The organism is Bacillus cereus group sp. BfR-BA-01380 (genome assembly GCF_022663535.1).
Lineage (GTDB): Bacteria > Bacillota > Bacilli > Bacillales > Bacillaceae_G > Bacillus_A > Bacillus_A cereus_BB.
This window is the reverse complement of sequence record NZ_JAKUFS010000006.1, coordinates 71613-88690: the sequence shown is the minus strand read 5'-3', so window position 1 is coordinate 88690 and position 17078 is coordinate 71613. Positions and strand designations below refer to the sequence as shown.

The window sequence follows — 17078 nt, the reverse complement described above, 5'->3', positions numbered from 1 at the left end:
AGGAGAAAAGAATATGGCAGCACCTATTAGAGCGATCCAAAAGCAGGAGCTAACTGAGGGAGAACAAAAACAACAAAAGCTAGAAGATTTAAAAACACTTCTAGCGGATCATGAAGAAGCTTTAAATCAAATGTTTAATATTGTAGGTGAATTGAATGACATTGGAATGCTAGAAGCCGCAAATTCGATGCTTCAAGCGAAAGAACCAATCGCAAAAATTGTTCTAGGACAAGTCACTCGTGAACCAGTTACAAATTTAATTAATAATATGATGGGCGCTGCAGGAGCTTTAACAGAACTTGATCCGGAACTTACTAAAAAACTTGTAAGTAGTGTATTAACGGGTATGGATGAAGGAAACCAGCATCTGCAAAGTAATAAAAAAGTAGGAATACTGGACCTTATGAAAGTGCTTAAGGATCCAGATATTAATCGTGCTATTGGATTCGGCCTTCACTTCCTAAAAGGTATGGGTAAGGGGTTAAAAGACGAGTAGGCAAGCAACAATAATATTATTTCATAAGTTTTATCCCGCATTAACGGGCAGTAAGACCCCCCACCTCAAGATTGAGAGAGAATCGAAGAAGATAGGTGGGGGATAACTGCCCGTAAAAGCCCGATTGGTTCAACTAACCATCAGTGGGGGATGAAAAAAACCCCCACTGATGGAAGTTTCACTTTATATACGCTTGAAATAATTCCAAAAGATGACCCTTTTCTTCTAATTAATTGAGTGAATAATTCAGACGAAAAGGTCATTTTGTTAAAATATTTATAATGAAGTAGTATCTGAAATCTATTATTGATTAATCGAGGAGGAATGCAAGTATGTCAAAAATGGTACATGAGTTTAATGATATGATACGAAAGCTTCGAAAAGATTTGTTCGGAAAAGGACCGGAACGAATTCATACTGTATTTGCTGAAAATATGGCTATTGCCACACTTTATGGAAATTTGACACCTACTGAGAAGTTCATTTCGGGAACTTTGGATGGCGCAGAAATGGTTCATATGGCTAGAACGAAAATGATTCAGGAAGTTTATGCTGTCAATTCTTGTGAGCATTTGGAGGAACTTGTTGGAGCGAAATTAGTTCATCTGTTTTCAGATATGAAAGTGGACGAAGATATTGCAGTTTCAGTATTTGTCTTTGATAAAAATATAATGTGAGAGAAGGATATTGATCGTGAAATCGATACAGGTGGAACGGGAAATTTTCCGGTATGAGCAAAGGGAATTTAAGCATATAGAGGATAGCATTGTAACAGAGTTTCCAGTTACGGTTAAAATTAACGGACAGGAATTTGTTACAATGGTTAGTACTCCAGAGTATATTGAAGATATGGTAATAGGCTTTTTAGCATCTGAAGGTATTATCCGAAAGTATGAAGACATCGATGAAATATGGGTACAGGATAAAGAAGGATATGTACATGTAACAACGACAAAAATCAATCCTTATTATCTTAACATCCAAAATAAGCGTTATATTACTTCATGCTGTGGAATGAGTAGACAAGGATTTGTTTTCGTAAACGATGCGCTGACTGCGAAGAAGATGAATGATATTCGCGTAAAGATCTCTGCTCAGGATTGTTTTCGGTTAATGAATGATATGCAGCAATCTGCGGCTACTTTTCAGCATACAGGCGGGGTTCATAATGCAGCTTTATGCGATGTGAATGGGCTTGTTTTAAGCCGAATGGATATAGGAAGACATAATGCTTTAGATAAAATTTACGGCCATTGCTTAAAAAATAATATTTCTATTGGTGATAAAATTATTGTTTTTAGTGGCCGGATATCTTCTGAAATCTTGTTAAAAGTTGCGAAAATTGGCTGTGAAGTAATATTGTCAAAATCCGCTCCAACTGAGTTAGCACTAGAGCTAGCAGAACAGTTAGGAATTACTACGATAGGTTTTATTCGTAATCAATCTTTAAATGTATATACTCATCCAGAGCGGATTGTAAATATGAAATAAAGTGAAACTATAATCAGTGGGGGGTTTCTTCATCCCCCACTGATTATCAGCCCTCACCAATCGGGCTTTTACGGGCAGTTTATCTCCCACCTAACTTCTTAAGAAAGGCGGAAGCGGCTCGCTCAGAATCGCAGGACGCCCACGCACCTGACAGAGAGGCGTTTTTTGCCTCGTCCGAGGGGGCGAAACGACCGGAGATTCTAGCCGCTAGAGCTGGACAATGCTTTCGCCGAATTTTGAGGTGGGGGTCTTACTGCCCGCGAATAGCGGGATAAATGCAAACTGGCTAGAGAATAAAACTTGTACGGAATTATAAAAGATGTAAAAGCGAGGCAATAAACATGAAATCTGTCACATTAGACAAATTGCACCGTCCTTTAAAGGATTTACGTATTTCCGTTACCGATCGCTGTAATTTTCGCTGTCGATATTGTATGCCGGAAGAAATATTTGGTCCAGATTATTCTTTTTTGTCTAATGATAAAATTTTATCTTTTGATGAAATTGAAAGAGTAGCGCGTATTTTCGTTTCTTTAGGTGTAAGAAAGTTGCGTATTACTGGGGGAGAGCCTTTACTTCGGAAAAATCTTCCTGAATTAATCGAGCGACTTAACAAAATTGATGGAGTAGAGGATATCGGTTTGACTACAAATGGATCTTTACTTAAGAAATTTGCTCCTGATTTGTATAAGGCGGGTTTATCACGTGTGACAGTTAGTTTGGATTCTTTAGAAGAAGAGCGTTTTGCTTATTTAAATGGGAATAGAAGTAAAGTGAAAACGGTTCTTGGAGGAATACAGGCTGCAGCGGAAGTCGGGATGAAAATTAAAATGAACATGGTTGTCCAAAAAGGAAAAAATGAACAGGACATCATTCAGATGGCGCAATACTTTAAAGAGAATACGCATATTCTTCGATTTATTGAATATATGGATGTCGGGAATTTTAACGGCTGGGAATTAGATGAAGTAATCTCTAAACAAGAGATATTAGAGACGATTCATAAAGTTATGCCGCTGGAACGAATGGAAGCAAACTATCCTGGCGAAGTTGCCGCTCGCTATCGTTATATTGGTAGTGATGAGGAAATAGGAATTATTTCATCTGTAACAGATTCTTTTTGTTCATCATGTACAAGAGCTCGTATTTCCGCAGAAGGAAAATTATATACTTGTTTGTTTGCTTCTAAAGGAAATGATCTTAGAGAATTACTTCGTTCTGGGTATACCGATGAGGAGATTACCGATGTTATTCGTGATATTTGGAATAATCGTTCAGATCGCTATTCAGATGAACGGCTAAGCAATACAAATAAAAAAACATTGCCAAAAATTGAAATGTCGCATATTGGTGGTTGAGAAATAAAGAATATGTTAGGATGACATTCAAAACATTATGAAGGAAGGCTGTTCGTAGCTTCTTTTTGTTACAGCAAATAGCGCGAAGTGGAAAGTTTGCAAGTTTTGCAGATTTTCTATTTTATAGTAAAAGTGATGATTGATATCTTTGTAAGAGAAATGCAGGGAGATTAAGCAGCATTCAAAAATCCTTACGATGTTAAGGGTTTTTTGAAGCTGCTTTTTTAATTGGAAAAATGGAGGAATTGGTTATGGCATTTTATAAACCGGAAAAAATCGCTGAGCTTGTGATTGAAGCCGGTGTTCAAAAGGTAAGGCAATCGCTATCTGCCATGCTTATTCTTGGTTTTTTAGGAGGAGCATTCATTTCGTTAGGGTTTTTGCTTAATATTCGAGTTCTTGGTAATTTACCGGAGCAATGGGGAAGTCTAGTAAATTTTTTGGGAGGAGCAGTTTTTCCTATAGGGCTTATGCTTGTTGTCCTGGCAGGAGGAGAATTAATTACGGGAAACATGATGTCAGTGTCCATGGCCCTGTATGCACGGAAAATCTCATTGAAAAGTGTGTTAAATAATTGGGTTTGGATCACGTTAACTAATTTTGTTGGTGCACTTTTCGTAGCTTATTTTTTCGGTCACCTTGGCGGGTTGACGGAGGGGACATATTTAAATAAAACAGTAGCAATAGCCCAAGAGAAATTACATGAATCGTTTGGGAAAACATTAATTTCAGCAATCGGTTGTAACTGGCTTGTTTGTCTTGCGATTTGGTTGGCTCATGGAACTAACGATTTTGTTGGGAAAATTATCGGAATTTGGATTCCTATTATGGCATTTGTAGTAATTGGATTTCAGCAAGTGGTAGCAAATATGTTTGTAATCTCAGCAGTTATTTTTTCGGGTCACCTTTCATGGATAGATCTTGCAGAGAATTTTGTTCCTGTTTTTACAGGAAATGTAATTGGTGGAGCTGGATTTGTTGGATTTGCTTACTTTTCTTGTTATCAGAAACAAAGTCATATAGAGAAAGAGTTAAAAAAAAATAACCTCATATGAAGCAGATTTTTTAATGAATGGGATGTTTTAGAACAAGAATTATTTAAAAGAAAGGGAGGCTATCTAATGATAGAGCGGTATTCACGTCAACAGTTGTTCACTCCTATTGGGAGTAAAGGACAAGAGAAGATTAGAAATAAGCATGTGTTGATTGTGGGGGCAGGTGCATTAGGAAGTGTAAGCGCAGAATTGTTGGTTCGTGCAGGTATTGGAAAGTTAACGATCATTGATCGTGATTACGTAGAATGGAGTAATTTACAGCGACAACAACTTTACGTTGAACAAGATGCAATGGAAAAATTGCCAAAAGCAATTGCTGCTCAGAATCGTTTAAAACAAATCAATTCAGAGGTACAGATTGATGCTTTCGTGATGGATGCAAGAATAGAGAATATGGAAGTTTTGTTAGACGATGTCGATATTATCATTGACGCAACAGATAATTTTGATATTCGATTTGTAATAAATGATCTATCACAAAAATATGATACTCCCTGGATTTATGGTTCTTGTGTGGGGGGATATGGCATGAGCTATACCATTATTCCAAGGAAAACACCGTGCTTACATTGTGTACTTAAAAGTGTTCCGGTTACAGGAGTGACATGTGACACGGTTGGAATCATTAGTCCAGCTATCCAAATGGTGGCAGCGTATCAAGTGGTGGAAGCATTCAAAATTCTAGTAGAAGATTTTTCAGCAATTAGAAACACTTTTTTAATGTTTGATATATGGAGTAATCAACACCATTCTATCAAACTAGAAAAGATTAAAACGGACAATTGTCCTTCGTGCGGAACGCATAGAACTTATCCTTATTTATCTTATGAAAATCAAACAAAGACAGCTGTTTTATGTGGGAGAAATACGGTTCAAATTAGACCGCCGCATAATAGTCGTTACAATTTTGACCATTTAGAAAAACAACTAAAAAAACATGGGAAAGTAGATCGAAACCCGTATTTGCTATGTTGCCAACTAGATGATTATCGTTTGGTCATGTTTCAGGATGGTCGTGTATTTATTCACGGGACAAATGAAATTCAAAAAGCGAAAAAAATATACTATCGTTTATTAGGGTAACAGAAGGAGTGAGGAAAATGATTAAAAAACGAATACCGATTGCAGTTGGAGAGGCCGTCCATAAAGTAATGGAATTTGCCAAACATGGTTTAAAAGAACTGGTACCACTTGAATTAGCTTACGGACGTATATTAGCCGAGGATTTAGTAGCTGATCATGATATTCCCTCTTTCGATCGTTCACCCTATGATGGATTTGCTATTAGGGCAGAAGATATTGCCTGGGCAAGTTATGAGAATCCAACTATATTCGAAGTAATCGGCGAAATTGGGGCAGGTTCCATATTTCCTCAAGAGGTAGGGCCATTTCAAGCAGTTCGAATCATGACGGGGGCACAAATTCCGGAAGGATGTAACGCGGTTGTGATGTTGGAACTGATCCGTCAATATAAGGATGTCGGTAAAATCTATATGGAAGTGAAACGCTCATTCAAAAAAGGAGAAAATATTTCCTTTCAAGGTGAAGATACACGTAAAGGGACGATTCTTGCGAAGAGAGGAGTTTACATTAATCCAGGTATTTCAGCTCTCCTTGCTACATTTGGTTACAGCGAAGTGCCAGTTGCAAAAAAACCTATGATTGGAGTATTAGCGACTGGAAGTGAGCTTCTTGATGTAAATGAATCGCTAAAACCCGGGAAAATTCGAAATAGTAATACGTACATGATCTTATCCCAAATTCGAAGAGCGGGGGGAAGAGTGAAATACTTTGGGAAGTTTAGTGACGATTTTGAGACGTGCCACGCAGCCGTAAAAGAAGCGTTAAGTCAAGTGGATATGTTAATTACAACCGGTGGTGTTTCGGTAGGGGATTATGATTATTTGCCAGCTATCTACGAAAAGCTAGGGGCATCGGTTCTTTTTAACAAAGTTGCAATGCGGCCGGGCAGCGTGACGACCGTAGCACAATTAAATAAAAAATTATTATTTGGATTATCAGGTAATCCCTCTGCTTGTTATGTAGGTTTTGAGTTATTCGTAAGACCTAGCATTCGTACCTATATGTTGAGTGAAAAGCCACATTTAAAAAGAGAAAAAGCATTACTGGGAGAAAATTTTTTAAAACCTAATCCATTTACGAGATTTGTACGAGCAAAGCTCATATATAACAAGGGACAATTAATTGTCTATCCATCAGGATTTGATAAGTCTAGTGCGGTTTCTTCATTAGCAGAATCAGACGCTTTGATCGTACTCCCAGGCGGTACAAGAGGATATAAAAAAGGGATGTTTGTAGATATTCTCTTATTAGAAGATAATCAAGGAAGTGAATGGCCTTGGAGCGATATTATTCCATCTTATAAAGTGAGGGGTTCTGATGAGACAAGTACTATTTGAAATCGTAGATACTCCAATATTAGTCGAAGAAGTAACGAATAAGGTAGCAAGAAGAGAAGTAGGTGCCATTACAATCTTTATTGGAACAATAAGAGAATTGACAAAAGGAAAACGAACTTTGCATTTAGAGTATGAAGCATATAAACCGATGGCAGTAAAAATGCTTACTCAAATTGGTGAAGAAATTAAGAAAAAGTGGCCGGATGCAAAAATAGCAATTACACACCGGGTGGGACGACTAGAAATAATGGATATTGCAGTTGTAATTGCAGTATCGTCGCCGCATCGTAAAGTAGCCTATGAAGCGAATGAATACGCAATTGAACGCATTAAGCAAATCGTCCCAATTTGGAAAAAAGAATTTTGGGAAGATGGAACGATGTGGATTGGAGATCAGCTTGAAAATACTCCGTATCCAGAAGGAAAACCAAAGAAGGAAGAATGAGAAGATGATTACAATTTTACTGTTCGCAAATTTGCGAGAAGAAGTCGGCTCAGATCAATTAGTAATAATAGAAAAACAAGAGATTAATGTTCATCAATTAAAAGAATGGCTGAAAGATAATTATCATTTACAATCGTTGGATAAAGTTATGATAGCTATTAACGAAGAATTCGCAATCGACGAAGATATTGTAAAAGCAGGAGATACTGTTGCGTTTATCCCACCTGTAAGCGGAGGGTAATTCTTTCTATTCTATTTTCATCTCGAATACAGCATCTTTCACACATTAAGGAGGATAACTATGAGCGATTTCTCGCACTGGAACGAAGAGGGAAGAGCCAAAATGGTTGGATTGGTATATTAGTAAGTATTGCTAGTAATCTATTCCACTATGAGTACTAAAGCCTATTGTATGAGGTTTCAGTACTCATGGTGTTTTTTGTATACAAATTAAGAAGCCGGAAAGGACTGAGTTTTATGCTTACTCATGAACAAATTATGAATGCTCTAAACCATGTTCAAGATCCAGAATTGCACAAAAGTATCGTAGAATTAAACATGGTAAGAAATATTCAAATGGATGGTACACAGGTTCACATTGAAGTCATTTTAACGATTCAAGGTTGTCCTTTAAAGGCAAAAATTCAACAAGATATTGAAGACTCTCTCCGAAACATTGGAGCTTCTAATGTATCTTTAACATTCGGTTCTATGACATCGGAAGAACGAGCGGTATTAATAGAAACTTTAAAGAAAAATGCTAGAACAGAAACCGGTATGCCTAGTATGCTCCGTCCTGATTCAGCTGTACGTTTTATCACTGTGACAAGCGGAAAAGGAGGAGTCGGAAAATCAACTGTGACAATTAACCTTGCTACTGCTTTAGCCCGTATGGGGGAAAAGGTTGGGATTTTAGATGCAGATATATATGGATTCAGTATCCCAGCTATGATGGAAGCTAATCAAAAGCCAACAATGATAGATCAGACAGCGATTCCGGTCGTTAGTCACGGTGTTAAAATTATGTCTATGGGATTTTTTATAGAGGGTAATAACCCAGTTATGTGGCGAGGACCAATGCTCAACAAATGGATTCAAAATTTCCTTGCCAACACTCACTGGGGAGAATTAGATTATCTTCTTCTTGATTTACCTCCTGGTACAGGAGATGTTGCGATTGATGTGGCTGCGATGATTCCTCATGCGAAGGAAATTATAGTTACTACTCCTCATAATGTGGCTTCGTTTGTTGCTTCCAGAGTAGGGGTGATGGCAAAGCATACAAAACACGATATTTTAGGTATCGTTGAGAATATGGCATATTATGAGGAACAAGATGGTTCAAGGAACTATCTCTTTGGGAAAGGTGGCGGTGAAATGTTAGCAGAACAACTGCAAACAGAAGTGATCGCACAAATACCTTTTGCAAAGCCTGAAGAAAATGAAGGTTCGTCCGTATATGACGAAGATTCGCTTGTTGGAGAGATGTTTACATCTTTAGCTCAAGATCTTATCTACAAAGGGTAATTTATCCCGCTATTCGCGGGCAGTAAGATCCCACCTCAAAATTTAGAGAGAAGCAAAGAAGTTAGGTGGGAGATGAAGAAAACCCCACTGATGGAAGTGTCACTTTATCAGAAAACGAAAAGGCTGGCATAAAAATAGAAAGAAATTTTTTTATGCAAATCTTCTAGTTAGCTAAAATAACTCTTCGTCTCTTATGAATGGAATCGACAATTGTTTCTTAGGAAGATAAAATGAAAACAGAAATATAAGGAGGAATTTTAATGGGAATGTGTAATGTAGATCATTCTTCTGAAGATGTAATCAATAAACTTGAAACTCAACAATGCTTTTTATCCGAATGTTTGGTTAAAGACTTACATGAATTTTTAAAGAGAAAGCATTCACAGCAAATATTAAATGAACTATTTCACCTTTTAAAAAAGTACGACCTAGCATCTAAAGAAGAGCGGGAAAAAAGAAATGAACAATTAATGTTACTTATAAGTTAATCAATAGAATTACCGCTAGTATGTAACTTGCGTTTTCTTTCGTTCGCTTTTCGGAAAGGGTGAATCTCATGGATATCAAAAAGTGTGCAGTATCAGAATTTAATTAACATAATTTAAAGTGTAAATAGCAATCAAAAAAAGGCCTCTATACAGCGGCCTTTTTTTCTGGTGTTTTTTTTGTAAATTGATATAAAGCAATTGCACCTAAAATAACTAGTACTCCTTCGGGAACATCTAATAATACTGTTTTCCATGTTTCTGAAATTAATAATTCTTTACCTGTAGAAGCTTTATAATATCCTTGTATATAACCAATAGTAAACTGAATTACAGATAAAGAAACAAATAACCATAAACCCAATCGGATCATTTTTTTATTTTTAAACATATAACACCTCTTTAAATTAAGTAAACATAATATTAAAATTATTATATTAAATATCCATTTTTCTGTCAATAAATTGATGATTTGTATTTATTTTATATAATCCAATTGTAAATGAGCAGCGCCTGTTAATTTTAAGTATTGACTCAAATCCAATACTTAAAATTATTAAAAATACTAATAAATTATTTTTTTAACTTAGACAGTGTAAAATACTCCAATATTAATTTTCATAAAAGGAAAATTAAACATATACTTAAAGTTAAAAAATAAACGTACCCATATCGAAAAAATAATAATCTCTCCCTAAAATAAGTGGGAAAACTTTCAAATTGCTATTCTACTGTAGAATGAAAATGATACATTAATAATTAAGGTAATACTGTTCACTATTTAATTTTAAATTATATAGAAAGATATTGAGGTGCAATAGATGATACATAATATTCCAGATGTTTATACGAAAAAAATTCTTATAGTAGATGATGAAAAGGAGATTTTAAATTTATTGGAAGCAGTTTTAATGAAAGAGGGGTTTCAACATATTTATACGTATACAACAGGAGAAGAAGGAATACGCATGTGTAAGCAATTACAGCCAGATCTTATCATATTAGATATTATGCTTCCAGATTTAGATGGATATAATGTTTGTCAGCAAATTCGACAGTTTACATTCGTTCCAATATTTTTCTTATCGGCGAAAAATGAAGATTTAGATAAAATACTTGGATTAAGTATAGGTGGTGATGATTACATTACAAAGCCTTTTAGTCCGAAAGAAGTAGCATATAAGATGAAAGCATTTTTTCGGCGCAATCAATATCAAGAAAAGGCTCGTATTATGTATCAGTTTGGAGACATTATGATAGATGAGGCACAAGGAACAGTGTTAAAGGGTAATACATTACTATTTTTAACAGCAAAAGAATTTAATATATTACTATTTTTAATAAAACACCCAAATCAAATTTTTAGTAAGGCCCGCTTATATGAAGCTGTCTGGGGCGAAACATATTTGGGTAATGACAATATTATGATGGTACATATGAGACATTTAAGAGAAAAAATAGAGGATAATCCTTCCAAACCTCATTACCTTGTAACAGTAAGGGGACTCGGATATAAACTTAACACAAAAGGTGATGCAAGATGAAGTGGAAGGTCACGAGACTATATATTACCTCATTAATAGGATTAATTATGTTTATCCTAATCGTTCAATTTTTTGCCTTTAGTTATTTAGTATTTACTTATAACCGTGAGGGAATGGACGATCCAGAGGGCTCAGTATTAGCCTTTCAAAAAGAAATCACAGTAGAAAATGGGAGTGTTTCTATAACAAATAAAGGGAAAAAATTTTTACAAGAACATGGAGCATGGTTACAAGTATTAAATCATAATAGTGATGAAGTATTTCAAATGTATAAGCCTAAAAATACACCAACTCACTATACTCCTAGTGATTTGATTTTACGCTATAAGTACGATATTGGGGGTTATACAACGTTTGTGGGTAAGTTAGATAAAAGTACACAAGTAGAAAGTTACATTGTCGCTTTCCCGTCAAACCAAGCATTGCGAAAATCTGTCTATTTGAACTTCAATAATTTATCTAGCTTCTATCCATATGGGATTTTAATGTTAATAGGAGTAACAGTGGTTTGTATTTTATTATTTGCTTACATTGTGGCAAGGTATATGTCAAAACCTGTTGTCATGATAATTGAACATATTAATAAATTAAAACAAGGACAATATAAACAAATACCGGAAGAAAAGGGAATATATGCAGAGGTGTATACAAATCTGAATCAGTTATCACATCAACTAAAGGATATTAACGTTCAAAGAAAAAGATTAGATACGATGCGAGCAGAATGGATTATAAACATCTCTCATGATTTAAAGACACCGCTTTCTTCTATTAAAGGCTATAGTGAAGTTATAGGGAATCGGGAGTATAAAATTACTGCACAAGAAATGTATCAATATGCAGAAGTAATTCAAAATAAATCAATTTATATTGAAAAATTGATTGATGATTTAAAACTTACATATCAATTGAAGAATGCGTTGTTACCTATCCATAAAACTATAGTAGATATTGTGAATCTCACTCGAGAAACAATTATTGAATTTATGAATATGCCTCATTATGAGAATCGATTAATTGAATTTGAATGCCCTCAGGAAGAACTAATTATAAAAGCAGATCAGGGATTAATTCAACGTGCCACAGTAAACTTATTGAATAATGCGCTCATTCATACTGATGTTAAAACATTAGTACAAGTTCGTATAAAACAAACATCCGGATACACCATAGTTACGATTGAGGACAATGGTGACGGAATAAATAAAAGTGATTTACCACATATTTTTGATCGATACTTTCGTGGTACAAATACAGATCCAAAAAGTGGTTCAGGTTTAGGAATGGCAATTGTAAAGGAAATCATCGTAGCTCACGGTGGAGAAATCGCAGTAGAAAGCACAAAAGGAAACGGTACTAAAATTACATTTCAGCTTCCGTTAGAAAATTAAGCTAAACTTAAGGTCAGCTCAATTCAAGATTAAGCAAGAACTTTCATAATAAATGATAGCTTAATCAAGAAAAAGAGGTGCCAATAATGGGAACATATATTGTTGAAACAGAAGATTTGACAAAGACATATGGAGCTGTAAATAGTGTGAATCAATTACAAATGCAAGTTGGTAAAGGTGAAATTTATGGATTTCTAGGCCCAAATGGAGCTGGAAAAACGACGACAATTAGAATGTTACTGGGATTAATAAAACCGACGACAGGTAATATTAAGGTATTCAATCGAGATTTAAAAACAAATCGAATAGATATTTTAAGAGAGGTTGGCTCTCTTGTTGAATCGCCATCTTATTATGGACATTTAACAGGTCATGAAAACCTAGAAGTAATTCGACAAATGCTACAAGTACCAAAAAAGAATATTGATGAGGTATTGCGTATTGTTCGATTAGAGAAACAAAAAGATAAACTAGTTAAACAATACTCACTTGGAATGAAGCAACGCCTTGGCATAGCAATGGCACTACTTGGAAATCCAAGATTGTTAATTTTAGATGAACCCACAAACGGATTAGACCCTGCTGGGATTCAAGAAATTCGTGAACTCATCAAACAACTGCCAAAGCAATATGATATGACAGTTGTTATTTCTAGTCATTTGTTAAATGAGATGGATCAAATTGCAACGCAAGTGGGCATTATTAATAGTGGACAGCTTATTTTTCAAGATAAAATTGAAGTGTTACGCAAAAAAAGCCAGGCATCAATGAAAATACGCGTAAATGATGTAGTAAAGGCTCATCAAATTTTAGAACAGCATCAAATTCATCTTAGAATTGAAGGTAATTGTCTAGTTACGCATCAACAAGAAGATCACCTTATTTCTCACATAAATCATTTATTAGTACAGCAGCATTTATCAGTGTATCGAATTGAAGAAGAGAAGCATACATTGGAAGAAATATTTCTAAGCTTAACAGAAAAAGGCGGTGTTTTATAATGATTGCTGCCTTAAGAAGTGAATTATTGAAATTAAAAAGAAAGAAATTATTTTTAGTAGTATTTTTGATACAGTCTTTAGCATTACTTTGGTTATTTGCTATTGTGTCACAAGAAAAAAAGGAATTTCTAAATTGGGAGTCGCTTCTCTCAAGAGTAAGTATGATAAATGCATTATTTTTACCTATAATGATTGCGACAATTACATCTCGAATAATTGATTTTGAAAATAAGGGGAACACCTGGAAGTTATTGTGTGCAATTCCCACATCTAGGCAGCTAGTATATATAACCAAAATAATCTTTAGTATCTTTTTTCTTGTATACGCAGGGATAATTACTATTTCTGTAATTATATTAATAGGAAAAATTTTTAATTTTGAAAGTGGAATTCCGGTGATATTATTACTGAAATACGGTTGTTTTACCATTATAGGATGTATTCCAATGGTTATTTTGCAACTTTGGATATCATTGGTAGTGAAAAATCAAGTATTTGCTTTAACGGCAGGTGTAATCGGCTCATTTCTTGGGTATTTCGGGCAGATGGTTCCTTGGAATACATGGATAATTTGGAGCTATTCATCTCTGACAAATCCAATTTCTTGGGCATTTTCCAATGGGAAAATAGTGTTTTTCCAAAACCAAGGAGTCATGATGAATCTTTTGTTAAGTTTAGGTGTTAGTTTATTATTTATCATTCTTAGCACTGCTCATTTTTCGCAAAAAGATATTCATTAGGAGGATGCAGATATGTTATTAAGCTCATTTCGATGCGAATTATTAAAATTAAAACGTTCAAAAATATGGATTGTAATGACATTCATTCCGCTTATTTGTATTGCGCTTGGACTCATAAATTTTCAAGTAAACTACGATGTCTTAATGAAAGTCTCAACAAATGAGTGGGAGAAAGCTTGGACACAAGTTGGATTAATTTATGGATTATTTTTATTTCCTGTTGTAGTAAGTATTTATTGTGCATTTGTATGCCGCTTTGAACATAGCGAGGGAAATTGGAAAAAAATCATCTCTTTACCAATTCCATTTCGATATGTGTACATGGCAAAGTTATTAGTAATCTTTATGTTAACTTTATTGACACAAGTATTTTTTTTAATTGCTTATATCTTAATTGGTAAGCTACTAGGTATTACAAGTCCTATTCCTTGGATTTCATTATTAAATTGGTCATTCAATGGATGGATTGGTACATTTTCAATTGCTGCGCTACAATTATTTCTCTCATCTTCTATAAAAAGTTTTGCTGTTCCAGTTGGAATGAGTTTTGGTTTTACATGTATAGGAATGATATTTCATTACTTAAATATCGGGTATATATGGCCATTTGCGCAACCAGGATTAGCAATGGACCCTATTCATCTAGAAGGCTTGCAGACTTTCTTTCAGTTTAGTAGTTTTTATGTCTTAAGTTGCTTATTTGTTATTATATTTACTTTTGTTGGAGTTCGAAGATTTACAATAAAAGATATTATATGAATAGAAGTACAACAAAATTATTGAAATATTAGGGGACAGAACAGATAAAATTTCTAGGTGGAATACGTGTATTAATAAAAGAGCCAATTTTACTCTTGATAGGGTAAAATCGGCTCTTTTTCTGTCGAAATTTGCTTAGCGTGGTTTTTTTCCGAAATGCTGGCGGTACCATATATACATCAAGTCAAGATTTTGAAATAACCCCAAAACGAAAAATTGATATCTCTACGGTGAGTTATGAGAACTTAGCTCATTTTTTTCGTTTTGGGGAACAAAGAATTTCTTAGCTTGATGGGCATGGGATGATACCCCTAATATAAAAAATTTTAAAAAATTCAAGTGTATATATTGTGTATATTGTATATAATGTGTATATAAGCTAATAAGGAGTTAAAACATGAAAATCTTACTATCTAATAGTTCTAAGTTACCCATTTATCAGCAAATCATTGACCAAATTATATTACAAGTATCAAATGGGACATTGAAAGAAGATGATGCATTACCTTCCATGCGAATACTTGCGAGAGATTTGAAGATAAGTGTTATTACTTCAAAAAGAGCATACGAAGAACTTGAAAAAGCAGGTTACATCTACTCGATAGTAGGGAAAGGCTCATTTGTTGCAAAACAAAACAAAAAACAACGAGTGGATGAATCAAGTGATCCAATACGCGAAAAGTTTAGTGTAGTCGTTCGAGAAAGTAAGGCTAATCATTTATTAAGGGATGAATTAATACAGATTATTAATCGTATCTATGAGGAGGAGTAGGGATGGGAAATATTGTAGAACTGAAAAATATTTCAAAAGCATACAAAGGATTTTCTTTGAAAAATGTATCGTTTAATATCAAAAAGGGGTTTGTAACGGGATTTATTGGCGCAAATGGCGCAGGAAAAAGTACGACAATTAAACTTATTATGGACCTTATTAGCAAGGATAGTGGGGATATCAAAGTTTTTGGTAAAGATCATCAAAAGGATCAAGTTTCTATTAAAGAGCGTATTGGATTCGTATACGATAACAATATCTTTTATGAAGATATGACAATTCATCAGCTGAAAAAGTTCATTGCTCCAGCCTATAAAAAATGGGATGAAAATCAGTTCAAATTCTACATACAGCACTTTGAGTTACCGACTAACATAGAAATGAAAAAGATGTCTACAGGGATGAAAATGAAGACTTCCCTAGCGTTTGCACTTTCACACCATGCTGAATTTATTATTATGGATGAACCAACATCTGGACTCGATCCTGTATTTCGAAGAGAACTTTTAGACATCCTTTATGATTTAATGGTCGATCAAGATAAAACAATTTTTTTCTCCACACATATTACAACTGATTTAGATCGTATTGCTGATTATATTGTATTTATTCATAATGGAGAGATTGTGTTTGAAAAAGATATACATAGTATTTCTGAAGAATATGCAATTGTAAAAGGGGATACAGTCTTGCTTACGCCGAAAATCAGAGAACAATTAATCGGAATTCGTGAAACAAACGTGGGATTTGAAGCACTCACAAGTAATGCCAGCCGTTCACGTACGCAATTAGGGAATGATGCATTAATTGAAGAAGCGACATTAGAAGATATTATGTACTATACAAAAAAGGGGAATGTTCAATATGTATAATTTAATATTAAAGGATTTTCGATTGCAAAAATTAATGATGTTACTCTATCTACTTGGCATATGCTTTTTTATTGGGACGTTTGGAAGATTTGGGTTCACAGTCGTTTTGGTGGCTGGTTCTTATATGATAAATCTACATTATTACGACGAAAAGAATAATAGTCACAAATTTATTAATAGCCTGCCTTATAGTAGAAAGACAATTATTATGTCAAAATATGTCGGTACGGTGTTGTGTACACTTCTAGTAGTTCTATTCTCATTATTGATTCAAGCAGTAATTCAAGTTGCATTCCCGACTTATGGAGTTGAAATTGAAACTCCACGGACAATTGTGGTTAGTGTTCTTACTGTCATGTTGTTTACATCTATCTATTTACCATTTTGCTATCGCTTTACCAATAAATATTTGTTAGCTGCAATCAGCTTTATTTTCATTATAGCTGTTGCTTTTTGGAAAATGATTGAGGGGTATTTAAATATTATCAGCCTTATTCATAGCATCACTACACAATTTACTACTAATCAACTAATTATACTTGCTTCAATCGTTACCATACTTATATTTATCGGTTCTTACTTCTTAACGGTGAGAATTTATAGACGTACTGATTTTTAAAAATTCTTTTTAACTGAAATATAGAATACCTAACAAGTAAAACGTTTCTAAGATTAGAAACGTTTTTTGTCGGAATGCTTTCCAAAAATTCATCTCAAAAACT

20 protein-coding genes are annotated in these 17078 nt (G+C 34.4%); 19 read left to right on the top strand and 1 reads right to left on the bottom strand.

The window, feature by feature from the left end:
- The first annotated feature begins 13 nt into the window (after positions 1 to 13).
- The 11 genes from MR076_RS07775 to MR076_RS07725 all read left to right on the top strand — a co-directional run bounded on the left by MR076_RS07775 (position 14) and on the right by MR076_RS07725 (position 9280).
- The gene (locus MR076_RS07775; RefSeq protein ID WP_242219390.1) at positions 14 to 496 is read left to right on the top strand and encodes a helical membrane plugin domain-containing protein; all 483 of its coding nucleotides are present in this window, start codon (positions 14 to 16) and stop codon (positions 494 to 496) included.
- 332 nt (positions 497 to 828) lie between these two features.
- Positions 829 to 1173, top strand: a complete 345-nt coding sequence (locus MR076_RS07770) for a Na-translocating system protein MpsC family protein (RefSeq protein ID WP_242219389.1) — start codon at positions 829 to 831, stop codon at positions 1171 to 1173.
- Positions 1174 to 1189: 16 nt separating this feature from the next.
- Positions 1190 to 1987, top strand: coding sequence for a formate dehydrogenase accessory sulfurtransferase FdhD (gene fdhD, locus MR076_RS07765; protein ID WP_242219388.1), 798 nt, complete (start codon positions 1190 to 1192; stop codon positions 1985 to 1987).
- 341 nt (positions 1988 to 2328) lie between these two features.
- Positions 2329 to 3345 (top strand): GTP 3',8-cyclase MoaA, encoded by a 1017-nt coding sequence (gene moaA, locus MR076_RS07760; RefSeq protein WP_242219387.1) that lies wholly within the window; start codon positions 2329 to 2331, stop codon positions 3343 to 3345.
- Positions 3346 to 3596: 251 nt separating this feature from the next.
- On the top strand, positions 3597 to 4400 hold the full coding sequence (locus MR076_RS07755; protein WP_242219386.1) for a formate channel: 804 nt from the start codon (positions 3597 to 3599) through the stop codon (positions 4398 to 4400).
- Positions 4401 to 4466: 66 nt separating this feature from the next.
- Entirely contained in the window at positions 4467 to 5483 is a 1017-nt protein-coding gene (locus tag MR076_RS07750) for a molybdopterin-synthase adenylyltransferase MoeB (protein ID WP_242219384.1), read from the top strand.
- A gap of 20 nt (positions 5484 to 5503) precedes the next feature.
- Positions 5504 to 6820, top strand: a complete 1317-nt coding sequence (locus tag MR076_RS07745) for a molybdopterin molybdotransferase MoeA (RefSeq protein WP_313897313.1) — start codon at positions 5504 to 5506, stop codon at positions 6818 to 6820.
- Positions 6801 to 7265 (top strand): molybdenum cofactor biosynthesis protein MoaE, encoded by a 465-nt coding sequence (locus MR076_RS07740; protein ID WP_242219379.1) that lies wholly within the window; start codon positions 6801 to 6803, stop codon positions 7263 to 7265. The genes MR076_RS07745 and MR076_RS07740 overlap by 20 nt, the downstream gene beginning before the upstream one ends.
- A gap of 4 nt (positions 7266 to 7269) precedes the next feature.
- Positions 7270 to 7506, top strand: a complete 237-nt coding sequence (gene moaD, locus MR076_RS07735; protein WP_242219377.1) for a molybdopterin converting factor subunit 1 — start codon at positions 7270 to 7272, stop codon at positions 7504 to 7506.
- A 236-nt stretch (positions 7507 to 7742) separates the two neighbouring features.
- Entirely contained in the window at positions 7743 to 8792 is a 1050-nt protein-coding gene (locus tag MR076_RS07730) for a P-loop NTPase (RefSeq protein ID WP_242219373.1), read from the top strand.
- 266 nt (positions 8793 to 9058) lie between these two features.
- Positions 9059 to 9280 carry a hypothetical protein gene (locus tag MR076_RS07725; protein ID WP_396021681.1) on the top strand — a complete coding sequence of 74 codons (222 nt, stop codon included), beginning with the start codon at positions 9059 to 9061 and terminating at the stop codon, positions 9278 to 9280.
- Between the two features lie 145 nt (positions 9281 to 9425).
- Here MR076_RS07725 and MR076_RS07720 read toward each other — a convergent pair whose 3' ends face one another.
- Positions 9426 to 9668 carry a DUF3937 family protein gene (locus MR076_RS07720; protein WP_242219368.1) on the bottom strand — a complete coding sequence of 81 codons (243 nt, stop codon included), beginning with the start codon at positions 9666 to 9668 and terminating at the stop codon, positions 9426 to 9428.
- A 430-nt stretch (positions 9669 to 10098) separates the two neighbouring features.
- Here MR076_RS07720 and MR076_RS07715 point away from each other — a divergent pair, with 430 nt between their 5' ends.
- From MR076_RS07715 to MR076_RS07680, 8 genes are all read left to right on the top strand, one after another.
- Complete coding sequence (locus MR076_RS07715; RefSeq protein WP_242219365.1) at positions 10099 to 10821, top strand: response regulator transcription factor; 723 nt, start codon at positions 10099 to 10101, stop codon at positions 10819 to 10821.
- Complete coding sequence (locus MR076_RS07710) at positions 10818 to 12212, top strand: sensor histidine kinase (protein ID WP_242219362.1); 1395 nt, start codon at positions 10818 to 10820, stop codon at positions 12210 to 12212. Before MR076_RS07715 ends, MR076_RS07710 begins: the two co-directional genes overlap by 4 nt.
- Positions 12213 to 12298: 86 nt before the next feature.
- On the top strand, positions 12299 to 13213 hold the full coding sequence (locus MR076_RS07705; RefSeq protein ID WP_242219360.1) for an ABC transporter ATP-binding protein: 915 nt from the start codon (positions 12299 to 12301) through the stop codon (positions 13211 to 13213).
- Entirely contained in the window at positions 13213 to 13953 is a 741-nt protein-coding gene (locus tag MR076_RS07700) for an ABC transporter permease (RefSeq protein WP_242219357.1), read from the top strand. The genes MR076_RS07705 and MR076_RS07700 overlap by 1 nt, the downstream gene beginning before the upstream one ends.
- A 12-nt stretch (positions 13954 to 13965) precedes the next feature.
- The gene (locus tag MR076_RS07695) at positions 13966 to 14712 is read left to right on the top strand and encodes an ABC transporter permease (RefSeq protein WP_242219355.1); all 747 of its coding nucleotides are present in this window, start codon (positions 13966 to 13968) and stop codon (positions 14710 to 14712) included.
- Between the two features lie 397 nt (positions 14713 to 15109).
- Positions 15110 to 15484, top strand: a complete 375-nt coding sequence (locus MR076_RS07690) for a GntR family transcriptional regulator (RefSeq protein ID WP_242219353.1) — start codon at positions 15110 to 15112, stop codon at positions 15482 to 15484.
- A 2-nt stretch (positions 15485 to 15486) separates the two neighbouring features.
- The gene (locus MR076_RS07685) at positions 15487 to 16356 is read left to right on the top strand and encodes an ABC transporter ATP-binding protein (RefSeq protein WP_242219351.1); all 870 of its coding nucleotides are present in this window, start codon (positions 15487 to 15489) and stop codon (positions 16354 to 16356) included.
- Positions 16349 to 16975, top strand: a complete 627-nt coding sequence (locus tag MR076_RS07680; protein ID WP_242219349.1) for an ABC-2 transporter permease — start codon at positions 16349 to 16351, stop codon at positions 16973 to 16975. The genes MR076_RS07685 and MR076_RS07680 overlap by 8 nt, the downstream gene beginning before the upstream one ends.
- Positions 16976 to 17078 lie beyond the last annotated feature (103 nt).

Bases quoted from the DNA above. Each gene is read 5' to 3' on its own strand.
- MR076_RS07695 (WP_242219355.1), top strand. From the start codon at position 13,966: ATGTTATTAAGCTCATTTCGATGCGAATTATTAAAATTAAAACGTTCA.
- MR076_RS07685 (WP_242219351.1), top strand. From the start codon at position 15,487: ATGGGAAATATTGTAGAACTGAAAAATATTTCAAAAGCATACAAAGGA.
- MR076_RS07705 (WP_242219360.1), top strand. From the start codon at position 12,299: ATGGGAACATATATTGTTGAAACAGAAGATTTGACAAAGACATATGGA.
- MR076_RS07690 (WP_242219353.1), top strand. From the start codon at position 15,110: ATGAAAATCTTACTATCTAATAGTTCTAAGTTACCCATTTATCAGCAA.
- MR076_RS07720 (WP_242219368.1), bottom strand. From the start codon at position 9,668: ATGTTTAAAAATAAAAAAATGATCCGATTGGGTTTATGGTTATTTGTT.
- MR076_RS07730 (WP_242219373.1), top strand. From the start codon at position 7,743: ATGCTTACTCATGAACAAATTATGAATGCTCTAAACCATGTTCAAGAT.
- MR076_RS07740 (WP_242219379.1), top strand. From the start codon at position 6,801: ATGAGACAAGTACTATTTGAAATCGTAGATACTCCAATATTAGTCGAA.
- MR076_RS07750 (WP_242219384.1), top strand. From the start codon at position 4,467: ATGATAGAGCGGTATTCACGTCAACAGTTGTTCACTCCTATTGGGAGT.
- moaD (WP_242219377.1), top strand. From the start codon at position 7,270: ATGATTACAATTTTACTGTTCGCAAATTTGCGAGAAGAAGTCGGCTCA.
- MR076_RS07715 (WP_242219365.1), top strand. From the start codon at position 10,099: ATGATACATAATATTCCAGATGTTTATACGAAAAAAATTCTTATAGTA.
- MR076_RS07680 (WP_242219349.1), top strand. From the start codon at position 16,349: ATGTATAATTTAATATTAAAGGATTTTCGATTGCAAAAATTAATGATG.
- MR076_RS07700 (WP_242219357.1), top strand. From the start codon at position 13,213: ATGATTGCTGCCTTAAGAAGTGAATTATTGAAATTAAAAAGAAAGAAA.
- MR076_RS07770 (WP_242219389.1), top strand. From the start codon at position 829: ATGTCAAAAATGGTACATGAGTTTAATGATATGATACGAAAGCTTCGA.
- moaA (WP_242219387.1), top strand. From the start codon at position 2,329: ATGAAATCTGTCACATTAGACAAATTGCACCGTCCTTTAAAGGATTTA.
- MR076_RS07755 (WP_242219386.1), top strand. From the start codon at position 3,597: ATGGCATTTTATAAACCGGAAAAAATCGCTGAGCTTGTGATTGAAGCC.
- MR076_RS07710 (WP_242219362.1), top strand. From the start codon at position 10,818: ATGAAGTGGAAGGTCACGAGACTATATATTACCTCATTAATAGGATTA.
- MR076_RS07775 (WP_242219390.1), top strand. From the start codon at position 14: ATGGCAGCACCTATTAGAGCGATCCAAAAGCAGGAGCTAACTGAGGGA.
- MR076_RS07725 (WP_396021681.1), top strand. From the start codon at position 9,059: ATGTGTAATGTAGATCATTCTTCTGAAGATGTAATCAATAAACTTGAA.